The organism is Streptomyces sp. NPDC006743, assembly GCF_040703815.1.
GTDB lineage: Bacteria > Actinomycetota > Actinomycetes > Streptomycetales > Streptomycetaceae > Streptomyces.
This window is the reverse complement of sequence record NZ_JBEYJA010000026.1, coordinates 20,613-36,542: the sequence shown is the minus strand read 5'-3', so window position 1 is coordinate 36,542 and position 15,930 is coordinate 20,613. Positions and strand designations below refer to the sequence as shown.

Sequence of the window (15,930 nt, the reverse complement as noted above, 5' to 3'; positions counted from 1 at the left end):
CGGCCCTCCCGGTAGCCTTGCCGCCCGTGACCGCAACGCTCATCTGGATCCTTGTCGCGCTCGTCGTCGTCGGGCTGTACCTGAGCTGGACGGCGGGGCGGCTGGACCGGCTGCACGCCCGGATCGACGCCGCCCGGGCCGCGCTCGACGCCCAGTTGCTGCGCCGCGCCTCCGTCGCCCAGGAACTGGCCACCTCCGGAGTGCTCGACCCGGCCGCCTCGATCGTGCTCTACGAGGCCGCGCACGCCGCCCGGCAGTCCGAGGAGGAGCACCGCGAGGTCGCCGAGAGCGAGCTGAGCCAGGCACTGCGGGCGGTGTTCGCCGAGACGCAGCAGGTGGAGGCGGTCCGTGCGGTGCCCGGCGGTGAGGCGGCGGCGCGTGAGCTGGCCGAGGCGGTGCGCCGGGTCCCGATGGCCCGCCGCTTCCACAACGACGCCGTGGGCGCGGCCCGCCGACTGCGCGAACACCGCAAGGTGCGCTGGTTCCGCCTCGCCGGGCATGCCCCGTTCCCGCTGGCCTTCGAGATGGACGACGAACCGCCGCGGGCACTGGTGGAACGCGTCGCCTAGGGCCTCTCGTCCGGATCGTGCCGGGCTCGCGGGGTCCGGCACGCGCATCCGCCGCGTCGCCGTCGGTCGCCGACGCCTCCACGCCCGGCTTCGCTCGCGCGGGGGCACCCCCATCGCGTCGGCTCCCTCCTCCGCCTTGCGTCTGCACGCACCGGACCCCGCTCCCTGATCCGGCCTGATCCGAGCGAAGGACCCCAGCGGCCCGTCCGCCCGGCGCGCCCGCTCCGGCCCCTGCCCGGCCCGCCGCCGAAGGGGAGCGGCGAAAAGGATCCACCCGCTCGCCATTGGCCCTTGCCGTGGACTGGTCCACTCGCGTTACCTCTGGGGTGCATCAACCCCCTCTTTCCACCCGAGTGAGGTCACCCGTGTCCACCACGATTCCCGATTCCGCCCAGACTCCCGAGACCGGCACCGCCCGCGTCAAGCGCGGCATGGCCGAGCAGCTCAAGGGCGGCGTGATCATGGACGTCGTCACGCCGGAGCAGGCGAAGATCGCCGAGGACGCGGGCGCCGTCGCCGTCATGGCCCTGGAGCGGGTCCCGGCCGACATCCGCAAGGACGGCGGTGTGGCCCGCATGTCCGACCCGGACATGATCGAGGGCATCATCGAGGCCGTCTCCATCCCGGTCATGGCCAAGTCCCGCATCGGCCACTTCGTCGAGGCGCAGGTCCTGCAGTCGCTCGGCGTGGACTACATCGACGAGTCCGAGGTCCTGACCCCGGCCGACGAGGTCAACCACTCCGACAAGTGGGCCTTCACCACCCCCTTCGTCTGCGGCGCCACCAACCTCGGCGAGGCCCTGCGCCGCATCGCCGAGGGTGCCGCGATGATCCGCTCCAAGGGCGAGGCCGGCACCGGCAACGTCGTCGAGGCGGTGCGCCACCTGCGTCAGATCAAGGGCGAGATCGCCAAGCTGCGCGGCTGCGACAACAACGAGCTGTACGCCGCCGCCAAGGAGCTGCGCGCCCCCTACGAGCTGGTCAAGGAGGTCGCCGAGCTGGGCAAGCTCCCGGTCGTGCTGTTCTCCGCCGGCGGTGTGGCCACCCCGGCCGACGCCGCGCTGATGCGCCAGCTCGGCGCCGAGGGCGTCTTCGTCGGCTCCGGCATCTTCAAGTCCGGCGACCCGGCCAAGCGCGCCGCCGCCATCGTGAAGGCCACCACCTTCTACGACGACCCGAAGATCATCGCGGACGCGTCCCGGAACCTGGGCGAGGCCATGGTCGGCATCAACTGCGACACCCTCCCCGAGACCGAGCGCTACGCCAACCGCGGCTGGTAACCACCCCATGAGCAGCGAAGCCCCTGTCATCGGCGTCCTGGCCCTCCAGGGCGACGTACGGGAGCACCTCATCGCCCTGGCCGCGGCCGACGCCGTGGCCAGGCCGGTCAGGCGCCCCGAAGAACTCGCCGAGGTCGACGGCCTGGTCCTGCCCGGCGGCGAGTCCACCACCATCTCCAAGCTGGCCATCCTCTTCGGCGTGATGGAACCCCTCCGCGCGCGCGTGCGCGCCGGCATGCCGGTCTACGGGACCTGCGCGGGCATGATCATGCTGGCCGACAAGATCCTCGACCCGCGCTCGGGCCAGGAGACCGTCGGCGGCATCGACATGATCGTGCGCCGCAACGCCTTCGGACGGCAGAACGAGTCCTTCGAGGCCGCCGTGGACGTCCGGGGCGTGGAGGGCGATCCTGTGGAGGGCGTCTTCATCCGCGCTCCCTGGGTCGAGTCCGTCGGCGCCGCGACCGAGGTGCTCGCCGAGCACGGCGGCCACATCGTCGCGGTCCGCCAGGGCAACGCGCTGGCCACGTCGTTCCACCCGGAGCTGACCGGCGACCACCGCGTGCACGCCCTGTTCGTCGACATGGTGCGCGCGATGCGGGCGGCGGAGTCCTTGTAGGATCTCCGGGGGTACCTCCCGGCTGCTTCAGGCCCGGAGGCGTTCGTACAGGATGGGTTTACGCGAAGGAGACAGGCAGATGTCCGGCCACTCTAAATGGGCCACGACGAAGCACAAGAAGGCCGTCATCGATGCCAAGCGCGGCAAGCTCTTCGCGAAGCTGATCAAGAACATCGAGGTCGCCGCGCGGATGGGCGGAGTCGACCTGGACGGCAACCCGACGCTCTACGACGCCGTGCAGAAGGCCAAGAAGCAGTCGGTCCCGAACAAGAACATCGACTCCGCGATCAAGCGCGGCGGCGGTCTCGAGGCCGGCGGTGCCGACTACGAGACCATCATGTACGAGGGCTACGGGCCGAACGGTGTCGCGGTGCTCATCGAGTGCCTCACCGACAACCGCAACCGCGCCGCCTCCGACGTCCGCGTCGCCATGACCCGCAACGGCGGCTCCATGGCCGACCCGGGCTCGGTGTCGTACCTGTTCAACCGCAAGGGCGTCGTGATCGTCCCCAAGGGCGAGCTGACCGAGGACGACGTCCTGGCGGCCGTCCTGGACGCGGGCGCCGAGGAGGTCAACGACCTCGGCGAGACCTTCGAGGTCCTCAGCGAGGCCACCGACCTGGTCGCGGTCCGCACCGCCCTCCAGGACGCCGGCATCGACTACGACTCCGCCGACGCCAACTTCGTCCCGACCATGCAGGTCGAGCTGGACGAGGAGGGCGCCAAGAAGATCTTCAAGCTGATCGACGCGCTCGAGGACAGCGACGACGTGCAGAACGTCTTCGCCAACTTCGACGTCAGCGACGAGGTCATGGAGAAGGTCGACGCCTGACACCCCGCACGCACGGCGGTCCCGGCGGGCCGGAGGGACACGTCCCCCGGCCCGCCGCCGTTGTCAGTGGCACCCGATAGCCTGCGCGGACAGGAGATCGAAGGGAAAGATCGCGTGCGCGTACTGGGGGTGGACCCGGGGCTGACCCGCTGCGGGGTCGGTGTCGTGGAGGGCGTCGCGGGCCGGCCGCTGACCATGGTCGGCGTCGGGGTCGTCCGCACACCCGCGGACGCCGACCTCGGCCACCGCCTGGTCGCCGTCGAGCAGGGCATCGAGCAGTGGCTGGACGAGCACCGCCCCGAGTACGTGGCGGTGGAGCGCGTCTTCAGCCAGCACAACGTGCGTACGGTCATGGGCACCGCCCAGGCCAGCGCCGTCGCCATCCTGTGCGCCTCGCGCCGCGGCATCCCGGTCGCCCTGCACACCCCCAGCGAGGTCAAGGCCGCCGTCACCGGCAGCGGACGGGCCGACAAGGCCCAGGTGGGTGCCATGGTCACCCGCCTGCTGCGGCTCGCCGCGCCCCCCAGGCCCGCCGACGCCGCGGACGCGCTCGCCCTCGCCATCTGCCACATCTGGCGCGCCCCCGCGCAGAACCGGCTCCAGCGGGCCGTCGCCCTGCACACCGCCGCGGCACCGAGGACGGCCGCGCCCCCGACCACCCCCCGGTCCCCGGCGGCACCCCCGTCCCGGAGGACAGCCCCGCACTCGAAAGGCAGCACGGCATGATCGCCTTCGTCAGCGGCACGGTCGCCGCACTCGCCCCCGACACCGCGGTGATCGAGGTCGGCGGCGTCGGGATGGCCGTTCTGTGCACCCCGAACACCCTCTCCACGCTCCGCACGGGACAGCCCGCCAAGCTGCACACCTCCCTGGTCGTCCGCGAGGACTCGCTGACCCTGTACGGCTTCGCGGACGACGACGAGCGTCAGGTCTTCGAACTGCTCCAGACCGCCAGCGGCGTCGGCCCCCGCCTCGCCCAGGCCATGCTCGCCGTGCACGCCCCCGACGCCCTGCGCCGCGCCGTCGCCACCGGCGACGAGAAGGCCCTCACGGCCGTCCCCGGCATCGGCAGGAAGGGTGCCCAGAAGCTGCTCCTGGAGCTGAAGGACCGCCTCGGCGAACCGGTCGGCGCCCCCGCGGTCGGCGCACCCGTCACCCAGGGCTGGCGCGACCAGCTGCACGCCGCGCTGATCGGCCTCGGCTACGCCACCCGCGAGGCCGACGAGGCCGTCACCGCCGTGGCCCCGCAGGCCGAGGCCGCCGGCGGCACGCCCCAGGTGGGCGCCCTGCTCAAGGCCGCCCTGCAGACCCTGAACCGAGCCCGCTGACCGAGACCGTCGTAAGGCACACACATGAACTGGGACGACACGGCCGACACCGCCGCCGGCGAGCGGCTGGTGGGCTCCGCCGCCGACCGCGAGGACCAGGCCGTCGAGGCCGCCCTGCGCCCCAAGGACCTCGGCGAGTTCATCGGCCAGGAGAAGGTCCGCGAACAGCTCGACCTGGTGCTGCGCGCCGCCCGCGCGCGCGGCGCCACCGCCGACCACGTCCTGCTCTCCGGCGCCCCCGGCCTCGGCAAGACCACCCTGTCGATGATCATCGCGGCCGAGATGGGCGCCCCCATCCGCATCACCTCGGGCCCCGCCATCCAGCACGCGGGCGACCTCGCCGCCATCCTGTCCTCGCTCCAGGAGGGCGAGGTCCTCTTCCTCGACGAGATCCACCGCATGTCCCGGCCCGCCGAGGAGATGCTGTACATGGCGATGGAGGACTTCCGCGTCGACGTCATCGTCGGCAAGGGCCCCGGCGCCACCGCCATCCCGCTGGAGCTGCCGCCGTTCACCCTGGTCGGCGCCACCACCCGCGCGGGACTGCTGCCGCCCCCGCTGCGCGACCGCTTCGGCTTCACCGCCCACATGGAGTTCTACGAGCCCGCCGAGCTGGAGCGCGTCGTGCACCGGTCGGCGAGCCTGCTCGACGTGGAGATCGAGACCGAGGGCGCCGCCGAGATCGCCGGCCGCTCCCGCGGCACCCCCCGCATCGCCAACCGCCTGCTGCGCCGGGTGCGGGACTACGCGCAGGTCAAGGCCGACGGCATCATCACCCGCGAGATCGCCGCGGCGGCCCTCGCCGTCTACGAGGTCGACACCCGCGGCCTGGACCGGCTGGACCGGGCGGTCCTGCAGGCGCTGCTGAAACTGTTCGGCGGCGGCCCCGTCGGCCTGTCGACGCTGGCGGTCGCGGTGGGGGAGGAGCGCGAGACCGTCGAGGAGGTCGCCGAGCCCTTCCTCGTCCGCGAGGGCCTGCTCGCCCGCACCCCGCGCGGCCGGGTGGCCACCCCCGCGGCATGGGCGCACCTCGGCCTCACCCCGCCCGGCGCGCCGGGCGGGGGAAACGGACAACAAGACCTGTTCGGGGCGTGACGGCGATCCATTGGCCCGGGGAGGAACCCAGGTGCCATGCTGAGCGTTGTTCCCTGCGCGCGGACTCCCTTAGACTCCGCCGATGCCGCCCTTGCAGGCAGCATGCACACCCCCAACCATCAGGCCGCTCCCCATCGCGGTCGTGTGAAGGAAGTTCCGACCCGTGAGTCTCGTGACCCTCCTCCCGTTCATCGTGCTCATCGGGGCCATGTTCCTGATGACCCGGTCGGCCAAGCGCAAGCAGCAGCAGGCCGCCACCATGCGGAACCAGATGCAGCCCGGTAGCGGAATCCGCACCATCGGCGGCATGTACGCGACGGTCAAGGAGGTCAACGACGACACGGTCCTCCTCGACGCCGGACCGGGCGTGGAGCTTCTCTTCGCCAAGAACGCGATCGCGACCGTCCTGTCCGACGACGAGTACAACCGCCTCGTCCACGGCATCGAACACGACCTGAAGTCCGACGCCGACATCGTCCCCGACGACGCCTCCTCCCTCACCGAGACCGACGAGCCCGCCGCCGACGCTTCCGCCGCCTCCGACGACAAGCCCATCGACCTCGGCAAGAAGGACGCGGCCGAGGCGGAGGAGCCCGCCGACGCCCCCACCGAGGCGAAGACGGACGCAGAGCCGAAGAAGACCGACGGCGACTCCGAGGCGAAGTAGTCACCACCCAGGGCGCGCGGCACCGCCCGCGCGCCCTGGGACGTGTTCACTTCGCGCGGGATCCCGACACCATGTCATGGCCGCCGACCGGGCCCACCCGGCGCGGAGCGGCCCGAGAGGGAGTACGAGAAGGTGGCAGCACCTAAGAAGGGCCGGAGCGCGAGCGCCCAGAGCAAGCCATGGCGCTCGCTGGCCCTCATCCTGATCGCCATCGTGGCGCTCACCGGAGGCATGTTCGCCTCGGGGCACACCACCCCGCGCCTCGGCATCGACCTGGCCGGCGGTACGAGCATCACCCTGCGGGCGGTCCCCGAGCGCGGTCAGGAATCCGCGATCAACAAGACCAACATGGACACCGCGGTCGACATCATGAACCGCCGTGTCAACGGTCTCGGTGTCTCGGAGGCCGAGGTCCAGACCCAGGGCGATCGCAACATCATCGTCAACATCCCCAAGGGCACGAACTCCAAGCAGGCCCGCGAGCAGGTCGGCACCACCGCGAAGCTGTACTTCCGTCCGGTGCTCGCCACCGAGGTCTCCGGCGCCGCCCCTCCCGCCAGCCCGACGCCGGCCCCCTCCTCCAGCGCCTCCGGCAAGGCCGGTGACAAGGCCACGGACAAGACCGGCGGCAAGGACAAGGCCACCTCCGGTTCCACCGGCCCGTCCTCGACCGCGTCCCCGCAGGGCCGCGCCGTCACCGACGGCCTGAAGGCCGACGCCACCCCGTCCACCGGCGCAACGGGCAGCGCGGACCCGAAGAAGTCCTCCACCCCGAAGGGCTCCGCCTCCCCTTCGGCGAGCGGCGGCACCTCCGGCGACGCCAACGCCAAGCTCCAGGCCCAGTACGCCGCCCTCGACTGCTCCAAGGAGTCGGCCCGCGCCACCGCCGGCAAGGGCGTCAAGCCCACCGAGCCGACCGTCGCCTGCGGCAAGGACTCGCAGGGCCAGTGGGCCAAGTACCTCCTCGGCCCGGCCGCCGTGGACGGCACCGACGTCAAGAAGGCCCAGGCCGTCTTCAACACGCAGAACGCGTCGGGCTGGACCGTCACCATGGAGTTCACCTCCAAGGGCGCCAAGAAGTTCGCGGACATCACCGGCCAGCTGGCCAAGAACCAGACGCCGCAGAACGAGTTCGCCATCGTCCTGGACGGCAACGTCGTCTCCAACCCGTACGTCCAGCAGGCGCTGACCGGCGGCAACGCGGAGATCTCGGGCCGCTTCACGCAGACCGAGGCCGAGGGCCTGTCCAACATGCTGTCCTACGGTGCGCTGCCGCTGACCTTCAAGGAGGACAGCGTCACCACCGTCACCGCCGCGCTCGGCGGCGACCAGCTGCACGCGGGCCTCATCGCGGGCGCCATCGGCCTCGCCCTGGTCGTCCTCTACCTGCTGATCTTCTACCGCGGCCTGTCGGTCATCGCGATCCCCTCGCTGCTGGTCTCGGCGATCCTCACCTACGTGATCATGGCGCTGCTCGGCCCGGCCATCGGCTTCGCGCTGAATCTCCCGGCCGTCTGCGGCGCCATCGTCGCGATCGGCATCACGGCGGACTCGTTCATCGTGTTCTTCGAACGCATCCGGGACGAGATCCGCGAGGGCCGCTCGCTGCGGCCCGCCGTGGAGCGTGCCTGGCCGCGCGCCCGCCGCACCATCCTCGTCTCCGACTTCGTGTCCTTCCTCGCCGCCGCGGTGCTCTTCATCGTCACCGTCGGCAAGGTGCAGGGCTTCGCGTTCACCCTCGGGCTCACCACCCTGCTCGACGTGGTCGTCGTGTTCCTGTTCACCAAGCCGCTCATGACGATCCTCGCCCGCAGGAAGTTCTTCGCGAACGGCCACAAGTGGTCCGGCCTCGACCCCAAGGCCCTGGGTGCGAAGGCGCCGCTGCGCCGCACCCGCCGCCCCAACCGTCCCACCGGCCCCGTCGACCCGAAGGAGGCGTGAGATGTCGAAGATCGGCAGCCTCGGCGCCCGACTCCACCGTGGCGAGGTCGGCTACGACTTCGTCAAGAACCGCAAGATCTGGTACGGCATCTCCATCCTGATCACCATCACGGCCATCCTCGGCCTGGCGGTGCGCGGCCTGAACATGGGCATCGAGTTCCAGGGCGGAGCGGTCTTCACCACCCCGAAGCACATGAGCGCCTCGGTCAGCCAGGCCGAGACGTACGCGGAGGACGCCTCCGGGCACGACGCGATCGTCCAGAAGCTCGGTGACGGCAGCCTGCGCATCCAGATCGCCGGCATCGACACCGGCAAGTCCGACGAGATCAAGGACGCGCTCTCCAAGGATTTGAAGGTCAACTCCGAGCAGATCAACGCCGACCTGGTCGGCCCCAGCTGGGGTGAGCAGATCGCCAACAAGGCCTGGGAGGGCCTGGCGATCTTCATGGTGCTGGTCGTGATCTACCTGGCCATCGCCTTCGAGTGGCGCATGGCCGTGGCCGCGCTGGTCGCCCTGGTCCACGACATCACGATCACCACCGGCATCTACGCCCTCGTGGGCTTCGAGGTCACGCCCGGTACGGTGATCGGTCTGCTGACGATCCTCGGTTACTCGCTCTACGACACGGTCGTCGTCTTCGACAGCCTCAAGGAGCAGACGAAGGACATCACCAAGCAGAGCCGCTGGACCTACAGCGACCTCGCCAACCGCTCCATCAACGGCACGCTGATGCGGTCCATCAACACCACCGTGGTCGCGCTGCTGCCGGTGGCGGGCCTGCTGTTCATCGGCGGCGGCGCGCTCGGCGCGGGCATGCTCAACGACATCTCGCTGTCGCTGTTCGTCGGTCTGGCCGCCGGCGCGTACTCCTCGATCTTCATCGCCACGCCGCTCGTCGCCGACCTCAAGGAGCGCGAGCCGCAGATGAAGGCCCTCAGGAAGCGCGTACTGGCCAAGCGGGCGCAGGCCGGCACCGAGGGCGCCCCGGTGGCGGACGCCTCCGACGACGCCGCGGACTTCGACGACGAGCCCGAGGACGCCGCACCCGCCGTGGTCGGCCCCCGCGACCAGTCCGCGTCCCGCAGCCGCGGCCGCGGCCGGCCCTCGGGGAAGCGCCGATGACCGACATCAGGGAACTGCTGCTCAGCCGCATCCGTGACGTGGCCGACTACCCCGAGCCCGGGGTGATGTTCAAGGACATCACCCCGCTCCTGGCGGACCCGGCGGCCTTCTCGGCGCTGACCGAGGCGCTCGCGGAGATCGGCACCAGGCAGGGCGCCACCAAGGTCGTCGGCCTGGAGGCCCGCGGCTTCATCCTCGGCGCCCCGGCCGCGCTCCGCGCCGGCCTCGGCTTCATCCCCGTGCGCAAGGCGGGCAAGCTCCCCGGGGCGACCCTGCGCCAGGCCTACGACCTGGAGTACGGCTCGGCCGAGATCGAGGTGCACGCCGAGGACCTGAGCGCGGGCGACCGGGTCCTGGTCGTCGACGACGTCCTCGCCACCGGCGGCACCGCCGAGGCCTCCGTCCAGCTCATCCGCAGCGCGGGCGCCGAGGTCGCCGGCGTGGCGGTCCTGATGGAACTGGGCTTCCTCGGCGGCCGCACCCGCCTGGAGGACGTCCTGGCCGGAGCCCCGCTGGAAGCGCTGCTGCGAGTCTGACCACCTCGTGCACCCCCTCCCGCGGCGCCGTCACGGCGCCGCGGGAGGCCGGTGGAGACGGGCCCGGAGGAATCCGGTGCCCGTCTCGTGCGTTCCTCCAGTGAACGGCCCCCGCACGGACTGGAGGCGATCCGCAGGCCCGGGATCGCTACCATGGGATCTCCGGAGCCTGACCGGGGGACCCGGATCGCGCACGAGGAGTCCTCTTGCCAGACGAGGCCCAGCCACTGACCGCCGCCAAGCCCGAGTCCGCCTCGGCAGCCGCGGCGAAGCCCGCGCCGAACGCGAAGAACGCGAAGAACGACACGCGCGGGCCGGTCGAGCGCGCCCAGTCCGCGCCCGTGGAGAAGAGCGCCGAGTCCGTGCGTCCCAAGCCCGCCCCCGTGCGCCCGGCCGCCGGCCAGAGCGCCCGCTCCGGCTCCTCCAACCGTGTCCGCGCCCGCCTCGCCCGGCTCGGCGTCCAGCGCGCCAACCCGTACAACCCGGTGCTGGAGCCGCTGCTGCGGATAGTGCGCAGCAACGACCCGAAGATCGAGACGGCCACGCTGCGCCAGATCGAGCGCGCCTACCAGGTCGCCGAGCGCTGGCACCGCGGCCAGAAGCGCAAGAGCGGCGACCCGTACATCACGCACCCGCTGGCCGTCACCACCATCCTCGCCGAGCTGGGCATGGACCCGGCCACGCTGATGGCCGGCCTGCTGCACGACACCGTCGAGGACACCGAGTACGGTCTGGAGGACCTGCGCCGCGACTTCGGCGACGTCGTCACCCTGCTCGTCGACGGCGTCACCAAGCTGGACAAGGTCAAGTTCGGCGAGGCCGCGCAGGCCGAGACCGTGCGCAAGATGGTCGTCGCCATGGCCAAGGACCCCCGCGTCCTGGTCATCAAGCTCGCCGACCGCCTGCACAACATGCGCACCATGCGCTACCTCAAGCGCGAGAAGCAGGAGAAGAAGGCGCGCGAGACCCTGGAGATCTACGCGCCGCTCGCCCACCGCCTGGGCATGAACACCATCAAGTGGGAACTGGAGGACCTCGCCTTCGCGATCCTCTACCCCAAGATGTACGACGAGATCGTCCGCCTGGTGGCCGAGCGCGCCCCCAAGCGCGACGAGTACCTGGCGATCGTCACCGACGAGGTCCAGTCGGATCTGCGCGCCGCCCGCATCAAGGCGACCGTCACCGGCCGCCCCAAGCACTACTACAGCGTCTACCAGAAGATGATCGTCCGCGGCCGTGACTTCGCGGAGATCTACGACCTGGTCGGCATCCGTGTCCTGGTCGACACGGTCCGCGACTGCTACGCCGCCCTCGGCACGGTGCACGCGCGATGGAACCCGGTCCCCGGCCGGTTCAAGGACTACATCGCGATGCCCAAGTTCAACATGTACCAGTCGCTGCACACCACGGTCATCGGCCCCAACGGCAAGCCCGTCGAGCTGCAGATCCGCACCTTCGACATGCACCGCCGCGCCGAGTACGGCATCGCCGCGCACTGGAAGTACAAGCAGGAGGCCGTCGCGGGTGCCTCCAAGGTCCGTACGGACGCGCCCAGGTCCACCGGCAAGGCCGGCAAGGACGCCGCCATCAACGACATGGCGTGGCTGCGGCAGCTCCTGGACTGGCAGAAGGAGACCGAGGACCCCAGCGAGTTCCTGGAGTCGCTGCGCTTCGACCTCTCCCGCAACGAGGTCTTCGTCTTCACGCCCAAGGGCGACGTCATAGCGCTCCCGGCCGGTGCCACGCCCGTGGACTTCGCCTACGCCGTGCACACCGAGGTCGGCCACCGCACCATAGGAGCCCGGGTCAACGGCCGCCTGGTCCCGCTGGAGTCCACCCTGGACAACGGCGACCTGGTGGAGGTCTTCACCTCCAAGGCGGCGGGCGCCGGGCCCTCCCGCGACTGGCTCGGTTTCGTCAAGTCCCCGCGCGCCCGCAACAAGATCCGGGCCTGGTTCTCCAAGGAGCGCCGCGACGAGGCGATCGAGCAGGGCAAGGACGCCATCGTCCGCGCCATGCGCAAGCAGAACCTGCCGATCCAGCGCATCCTGACCGGCGACTCGCTCGTCACGCTCGCCCACGAGATGCGCTACTCGGACATCTCCGCGCTGTACGCGGCGATCGGCGAGGGGCACGTCTCGGCGCAGAACATCGTGCAGAAGCTCGTCCAGGCCCTCGGCGGCGAGGAGGCGGCCACCGAGGAGATCGACGAGAGCATGCCGCCCGCGCGCGGGCGCGGCCGCAAGCGCCGCTCCAGCGCCGACCCCGGCGTCGTCGTCAAGGGCGTCGACGACGTGTGGGTCAAGCTGGCCCGCTGCTGCACGCCCGTCCCGGGCGACCCGATCATCGGCTTCGTCACGCGCGGCAGCGGCGTATCGGTCCACCGCAGCGACTGCGTCAACGTCGATTCACTGTCGCGGGAGCCCGAGCGCATCCTGGACGTCGAGTGGGCGCCCACCCAGTCCTCGGTCTTCCTGGTCGCCATCCAGGTCGAGGCCCTGGACCGCTCCCGGCTGCTCTCGGACGTCACCCGCGTCCTGTCCGACCAGCACGTCAACATCCTCTCCGCGGCCGTCCAGACCTCCCGCGACCGGGTCGCCACCTCCCGGTTCACCTTCGAGATGGGCGACCCCAAGCACCTCGGCCACGTGCTGCGCGCCGTGCGCGGCGTGGAGGGCGTCTACGACGTGTACCGCGTCACCTCGGCCCGCAGCAGGGGGTAGAAGCCCGCGGGACGGCGAGAGGGCCCCGTACGGCGCGTAGGGGGCCCTCTCGGCCGGTATCTCCTGCCGGGGCAGGCCGGTATCTCCTGCCGCGGCAGGTCGTGCCTGCGGCCGGAGCTGTCAGCCGCCGAACTCCTGGAGGCCCTTCAGAGCCTGGTCCAGAAGTGCCTGGCGGCCCTCCAGCTCCCGGGCGAGCTTGTCGGCCCTGGCGGTGTTGCCCTGGGCACGCGCCTGCTCGATCTGGCCACGCAACTTGTCCACGGCGGCCTGGAGCTGACCGGTCAGACCCTCGGCACGCGCGCGTGCCTCCGGGTTCGTCCGGCGCCACTCGCTCTCCTCGGCCTCCTGCAGGGCCCGCTCCACCGTGTGCATCCGGCCCTCGACCCGGGGGCGGGCGTCCCGCGGCACATGGCCGATGGCCTCCCAGCGCTCGTTGATCGAGCGGAAGGCGGCCCGGGCGGCCTTGAGGTCCCCGACCGGCAGGAGCTTCTCGGCCTCCTCGGCCAGTTCCTCCTTCAGCTTCAGGTTCTCCGCCTGCTCGGCGTCCCGCTCGGCGAAGACCGAGCCGCGGGCGGCGAAGAACACGTCCTGCGCACCGCGGAAACGGTTCCAGAGGTCGTCCTCGTGCTCGCGCTGCGCGCGGCCGGCGGCCTTCCACTCGGCCATCAGCTCGCGGTAACGCGCCGCCGTCGCACCCCAGTCCGTCGAGGCCGACAGCGCCTCGGCCTCGGCGACCAGCCGCTCCTTGGTCCTGCGGGCCTCCTCGCGCTGGGCGTCCAACTGCGCGAAGTGCGCCTTGCGCCGCTTGGAGAACGCCGACCGGGCGTGCGAGAAGCGGTGCCACAGCTCGTCGTCGGACTTGCGGTCCAGGCGCGGCAGCCCCTTCCAGGTGTCCACCAGCGCCCGCAGCCGCTCACCGGCCACCCGCCACTGGTCGGACCCGGCCAGCTCCTCCGCCTCGGTGACCAGGGCCTCCTTGGCGTGCCGGGCCTCGTCCGCCTGCCGGGCGCGCTGCGCCTTGCGCTCCTCGCGCCGCGACTCGACGGTCGCGACCAGCTGGTCCAGGCGGGTGCGCAGCGCGGCCAGGTCACCGACCGCGTGGTGCGCGTCCACCTGCTCCCGGAGGTGGTCGATCGCGGCCTGCGCGTCCTTCGCCGACAGATCGGTGGTCCGCACACGCTTCTCGAGGAGGCCGATCTCGACCACCAGTCCCTCGTACTTGCGCTCGAAGTAGGCCAGTGCCTCCTGGGGGGAGCCGGCCTGCCAGGAACCGACGACCTGCTCGCCGTCGGCCGTACGCACGTACACGGTCCCCGTCTCGTCGACGCGGCCCCACGGGTCGCTGCTCACAGCGCCTCCTCCACATGATGCCTGCGAGGGGCTTTCGAGGCTCCCCCGGGCATCGTCCACAGTTTCGTCACGGCCAACATAGGCGACCGGCAGGTGGCCTGTCCGCATCCAGCGCGACCGAAATTACGCAGTTGACGGTCAGGATTTCGTGACCGTCGCCTTGTTGATCACGACCGTCGCGTTGGGCGCCCCGTCGCCGGCGCCCGTGTTCTCACCCGCGGCGGCGATCTTCTTCAGCACCGTCATCCCGGATTCGGAAATCGTACCGAACGGTGTGTAGTTGGGCGGCAGCTGGCTGTTCTGGTAGACCAGGAAGAACTGGCTGCCGCCGGTGTGCTTCTGCCCGGTGTTCGCCATCGCGACCGTGCCCGCCGGGTAGACGTTGCCCTTGAGGCTCGTGTCCTTGAGGTTCTCGTCCGGGATCGTGTAGCCGGGGCCGCCGGTGCCCGTGCCGGTCGGGTCGCCGCACTGCAGCACGTAGATGCCGTTCGTGGTCAGCCGGTGGCACTTGGTGTGGTCGAAGAAGCCCTTCCCGGCCAGGTAGTCGAACGAGTTCACCGTGTGCGGGGCGGCGGACGCCTTCAGCGACACGTCTATGTCGCCGCAGGTGGTCGCGAGCTTCATCGTGTACTTCGCCGACGTGTCGATCGACATCGCCGGCTCCTTCTTCCAGCTCAGCTTCTTCACCGAACCCGCGGCGGGCTTCGCGCAGGGGTCGGGCATCTTCGACGGGGCCGACGCGCTGGGGGAGACGTCCGCGCTCGCCTTGGCCTTGTCGTCCTTCTTGTCGCTCTTGAGGGCCCCGGTCGTGTACAGCGTCACACCACCGATGACCACCACGCCGAGCACCGACGCGATCACCGCGTTGCGCGTGCGCGCCTTGTGCCGCGCGGCGGTGCGCCGCTGCTGCTGCCGCAAGAACTTCTCCCGGGCGAGCTGACGCCGCCGCTGCTCCTGGCTGACCACCGGGTTCTCTCCTCATGCGTCTCGTGTGTCGACCGGCACCGGCGCGACCGGTGGACCGGGCGCCCGTGTGTGCCCCGTACCGTATATGGGTTCGCTGAGGATCCGGCAGCGCCGGTAGTCTCTGACCACAGGCGCAGTCACCCGATGCCCGCCCGTACCGACACAAACGAAGGACGAACGTGCTCATTGCCGGGTTCCCCGCCGGGGCCTGGGGGACGAACTGCTACCTCGTCGCCCCCGCCGCCGGTGAGGAGTGCGTGATCATCGACCCCGGCCACCAGGCCGCCCAGGGCGTCGAGGAAGCGCTCAGGAAGCACCGTCTCAAGCCCGTCGCCGTCGTCCTCACCCACGGCCACATCGACCACGTGGCGTCGGTCGTCCCGGTCTGCGGCGCGCACGGCGTCCCGGCCTGGATCCACCCGGCCGACCGGTACATGATGAGCGACCCCGAGAAGGCCCTGGGCCGTTCCATCGGGGCGCCGCTGATGGGCGAGCTGACCGTCGGCGAGCCCGACGACGTCGAGGAACTGGCCGACGGCGCGAAACTGGAGCTGGCCGGTCTGGAGTTCTCCGTCGCGCACGCGCCCGGCCATACCAAGGGGTCGGTGACCTTCCAGATGCCCGAGGCCGCGGACGTCCCGTCGGTCCTCTTCTCCGGGGATCTGCTCTTCGCCGGCTCCATCGGACGCACCGACCTGCCCGGCGGTGACATGGACGAGATGCTCGGATCGCTGGCCCGCGTGTGCCTGCCGCTCGACGACTCGACCGTGGTGCTGTCCGGGCACGGCCCCCAGACGACCATCGGCCAGGAGCGCGCCGGCAACCCGTACCTGCGGCAACTGGCCGCGGGCAGCGCCCGGGACGGCGCCGGCGAGGCTCCCCGACGAGGAATGTGACGAGA

At 71.1% G+C, this 15,930-nt stretch carries 15 protein-coding genes; 13 read left to right on the top strand and 2 right to left on the bottom strand.

The window, feature by feature from the left end; translation table 11 throughout:
- The first annotated feature begins 26 nt into the window (after positions 1-26).
- The 12 genes from ABZ719_RS21580 to relA all read left to right on the top strand — a co-directional run bounded on the left by ABZ719_RS21580 (position 27) and on the right by relA (position 12,713).
- Positions 27-569, top strand: coding sequence for a hypothetical protein (locus ABZ719_RS21580; RefSeq protein WP_366726801.1), 543 nt, complete (start codon positions 27-29; stop codon positions 567-569).
- A 365-nt stretch (positions 570-934) separates the two neighbouring features.
- A complete protein-coding gene (gene pdxS, locus ABZ719_RS21575; protein ID WP_366726800.1) occupies positions 935-1,849 on the top strand; it encodes a pyridoxal 5'-phosphate synthase lyase subunit PdxS in 915 nt (304 codons plus the stop codon).
- A gap of 7 nt (positions 1,850-1,856) precedes the next feature.
- Entirely contained in the window at positions 1,857-2,468 is a 612-nt protein-coding gene (gene pdxT, locus ABZ719_RS21570) for a pyridoxal 5'-phosphate synthase glutaminase subunit PdxT (RefSeq protein WP_366726799.1), read from the top strand.
- Between the two features lie 79 nt (positions 2,469-2,547).
- Positions 2,548-3,300 carry a YebC/PmpR family DNA-binding transcriptional regulator gene (locus ABZ719_RS21565; RefSeq protein WP_037860046.1) on the top strand — a complete coding sequence of 251 codons (753 nt, stop codon included), beginning with the start codon at positions 2,548-2,550 and terminating at the stop codon, positions 3,298-3,300.
- 114 nt (positions 3,301-3,414) lie between these two features.
- Positions 3,415-4,026 (top strand): crossover junction endodeoxyribonuclease RuvC, encoded by a 612-nt coding sequence (gene ruvC / locus ABZ719_RS21560; protein WP_366726798.1) that lies wholly within the window; start codon positions 3,415-3,417, stop codon positions 4,024-4,026.
- On the top strand, positions 4,023-4,628 hold the full coding sequence (gene ruvA, locus ABZ719_RS21555; protein ID WP_366726797.1) for a Holliday junction branch migration protein RuvA: 606 nt from the start codon (positions 4,023-4,025) through the stop codon (positions 4,626-4,628). Before ruvC ends, ruvA begins: the two co-directional genes overlap by 4 nt.
- Before the next feature lie 24 nt (positions 4,629-4,652).
- Positions 4,653-5,723, top strand: a complete 1,071-nt coding sequence (gene ruvB / locus ABZ719_RS21550; RefSeq protein WP_366726796.1) for a Holliday junction branch migration DNA helicase RuvB — start codon at positions 4,653-4,655, stop codon at positions 5,721-5,723.
- Positions 5,724-5,886: 163 nt separating this feature from the next.
- Positions 5,887-6,390 (top strand): preprotein translocase subunit YajC, encoded by a 504-nt coding sequence (gene yajC / locus ABZ719_RS21545; protein WP_366726795.1) that lies wholly within the window; start codon positions 5,887-5,889, stop codon positions 6,388-6,390.
- Between the two features lie 132 nt (positions 6,391-6,522).
- Entirely contained in the window at positions 6,523-8,331 is a 1,809-nt protein-coding gene (gene secD, locus ABZ719_RS21540) for a protein translocase subunit SecD (RefSeq protein WP_366726794.1), read from the top strand.
- Position 8,332: 1 nt separating this feature from the next.
- Positions 8,333-9,454, top strand: coding sequence for a protein translocase subunit SecF (gene secF / locus ABZ719_RS21535; protein ID WP_366726793.1), 1,122 nt, complete (start codon positions 8,333-8,335; stop codon positions 9,452-9,454).
- A complete protein-coding gene (locus tag ABZ719_RS21530; protein ID WP_366726792.1) occupies positions 9,451-9,990 on the top strand; it encodes an adenine phosphoribosyltransferase in 540 nt (179 codons plus the stop codon). The genes secF and ABZ719_RS21530 overlap by 4 nt, the downstream gene beginning before the upstream one ends.
- Before the next feature lie 206 nt (positions 9,991-10,196).
- Positions 10,197-12,713 carry a GTP pyrophosphokinase gene (gene relA, locus ABZ719_RS21525; protein WP_366726791.1) on the top strand — a complete coding sequence of 839 codons (2,517 nt, stop codon included), beginning with the start codon at positions 10,197-10,199 and terminating at the stop codon, positions 12,711-12,713.
- Between the two features lie 120 nt (positions 12,714-12,833).
- On the opposite strand, the gene ABZ719_RS21520 is transcribed toward relA, so the two are convergent.
- Entirely contained in the window at positions 12,834-14,063 is a 1,230-nt protein-coding gene (locus ABZ719_RS21520; protein ID WP_366726790.1) for a DUF349 domain-containing protein, read from the bottom strand.
- A gap of 138 nt (positions 14,064-14,201) precedes the next feature.
- Positions 14,202-15,029 carry a peptidylprolyl isomerase gene (locus ABZ719_RS21515; protein WP_366726789.1) on the bottom strand — a complete coding sequence of 276 codons (828 nt, stop codon included), beginning with the start codon at positions 15,027-15,029 and terminating at the stop codon, positions 14,202-14,204.
- Between the two features lie 179 nt (positions 15,030-15,208).
- On the opposite strand from ABZ719_RS21515, the gene ABZ719_RS21510 reads away from it, so the two are divergent.
- Positions 15,209-15,925 carry an MBL fold metallo-hydrolase gene (locus tag ABZ719_RS21510; RefSeq protein ID WP_366726788.1) on the top strand — a complete coding sequence of 239 codons (717 nt, stop codon included), beginning with the start codon at positions 15,209-15,211 and terminating at the stop codon, positions 15,923-15,925.
- Positions 15,926-15,930 lie beyond the last annotated feature (5 nt).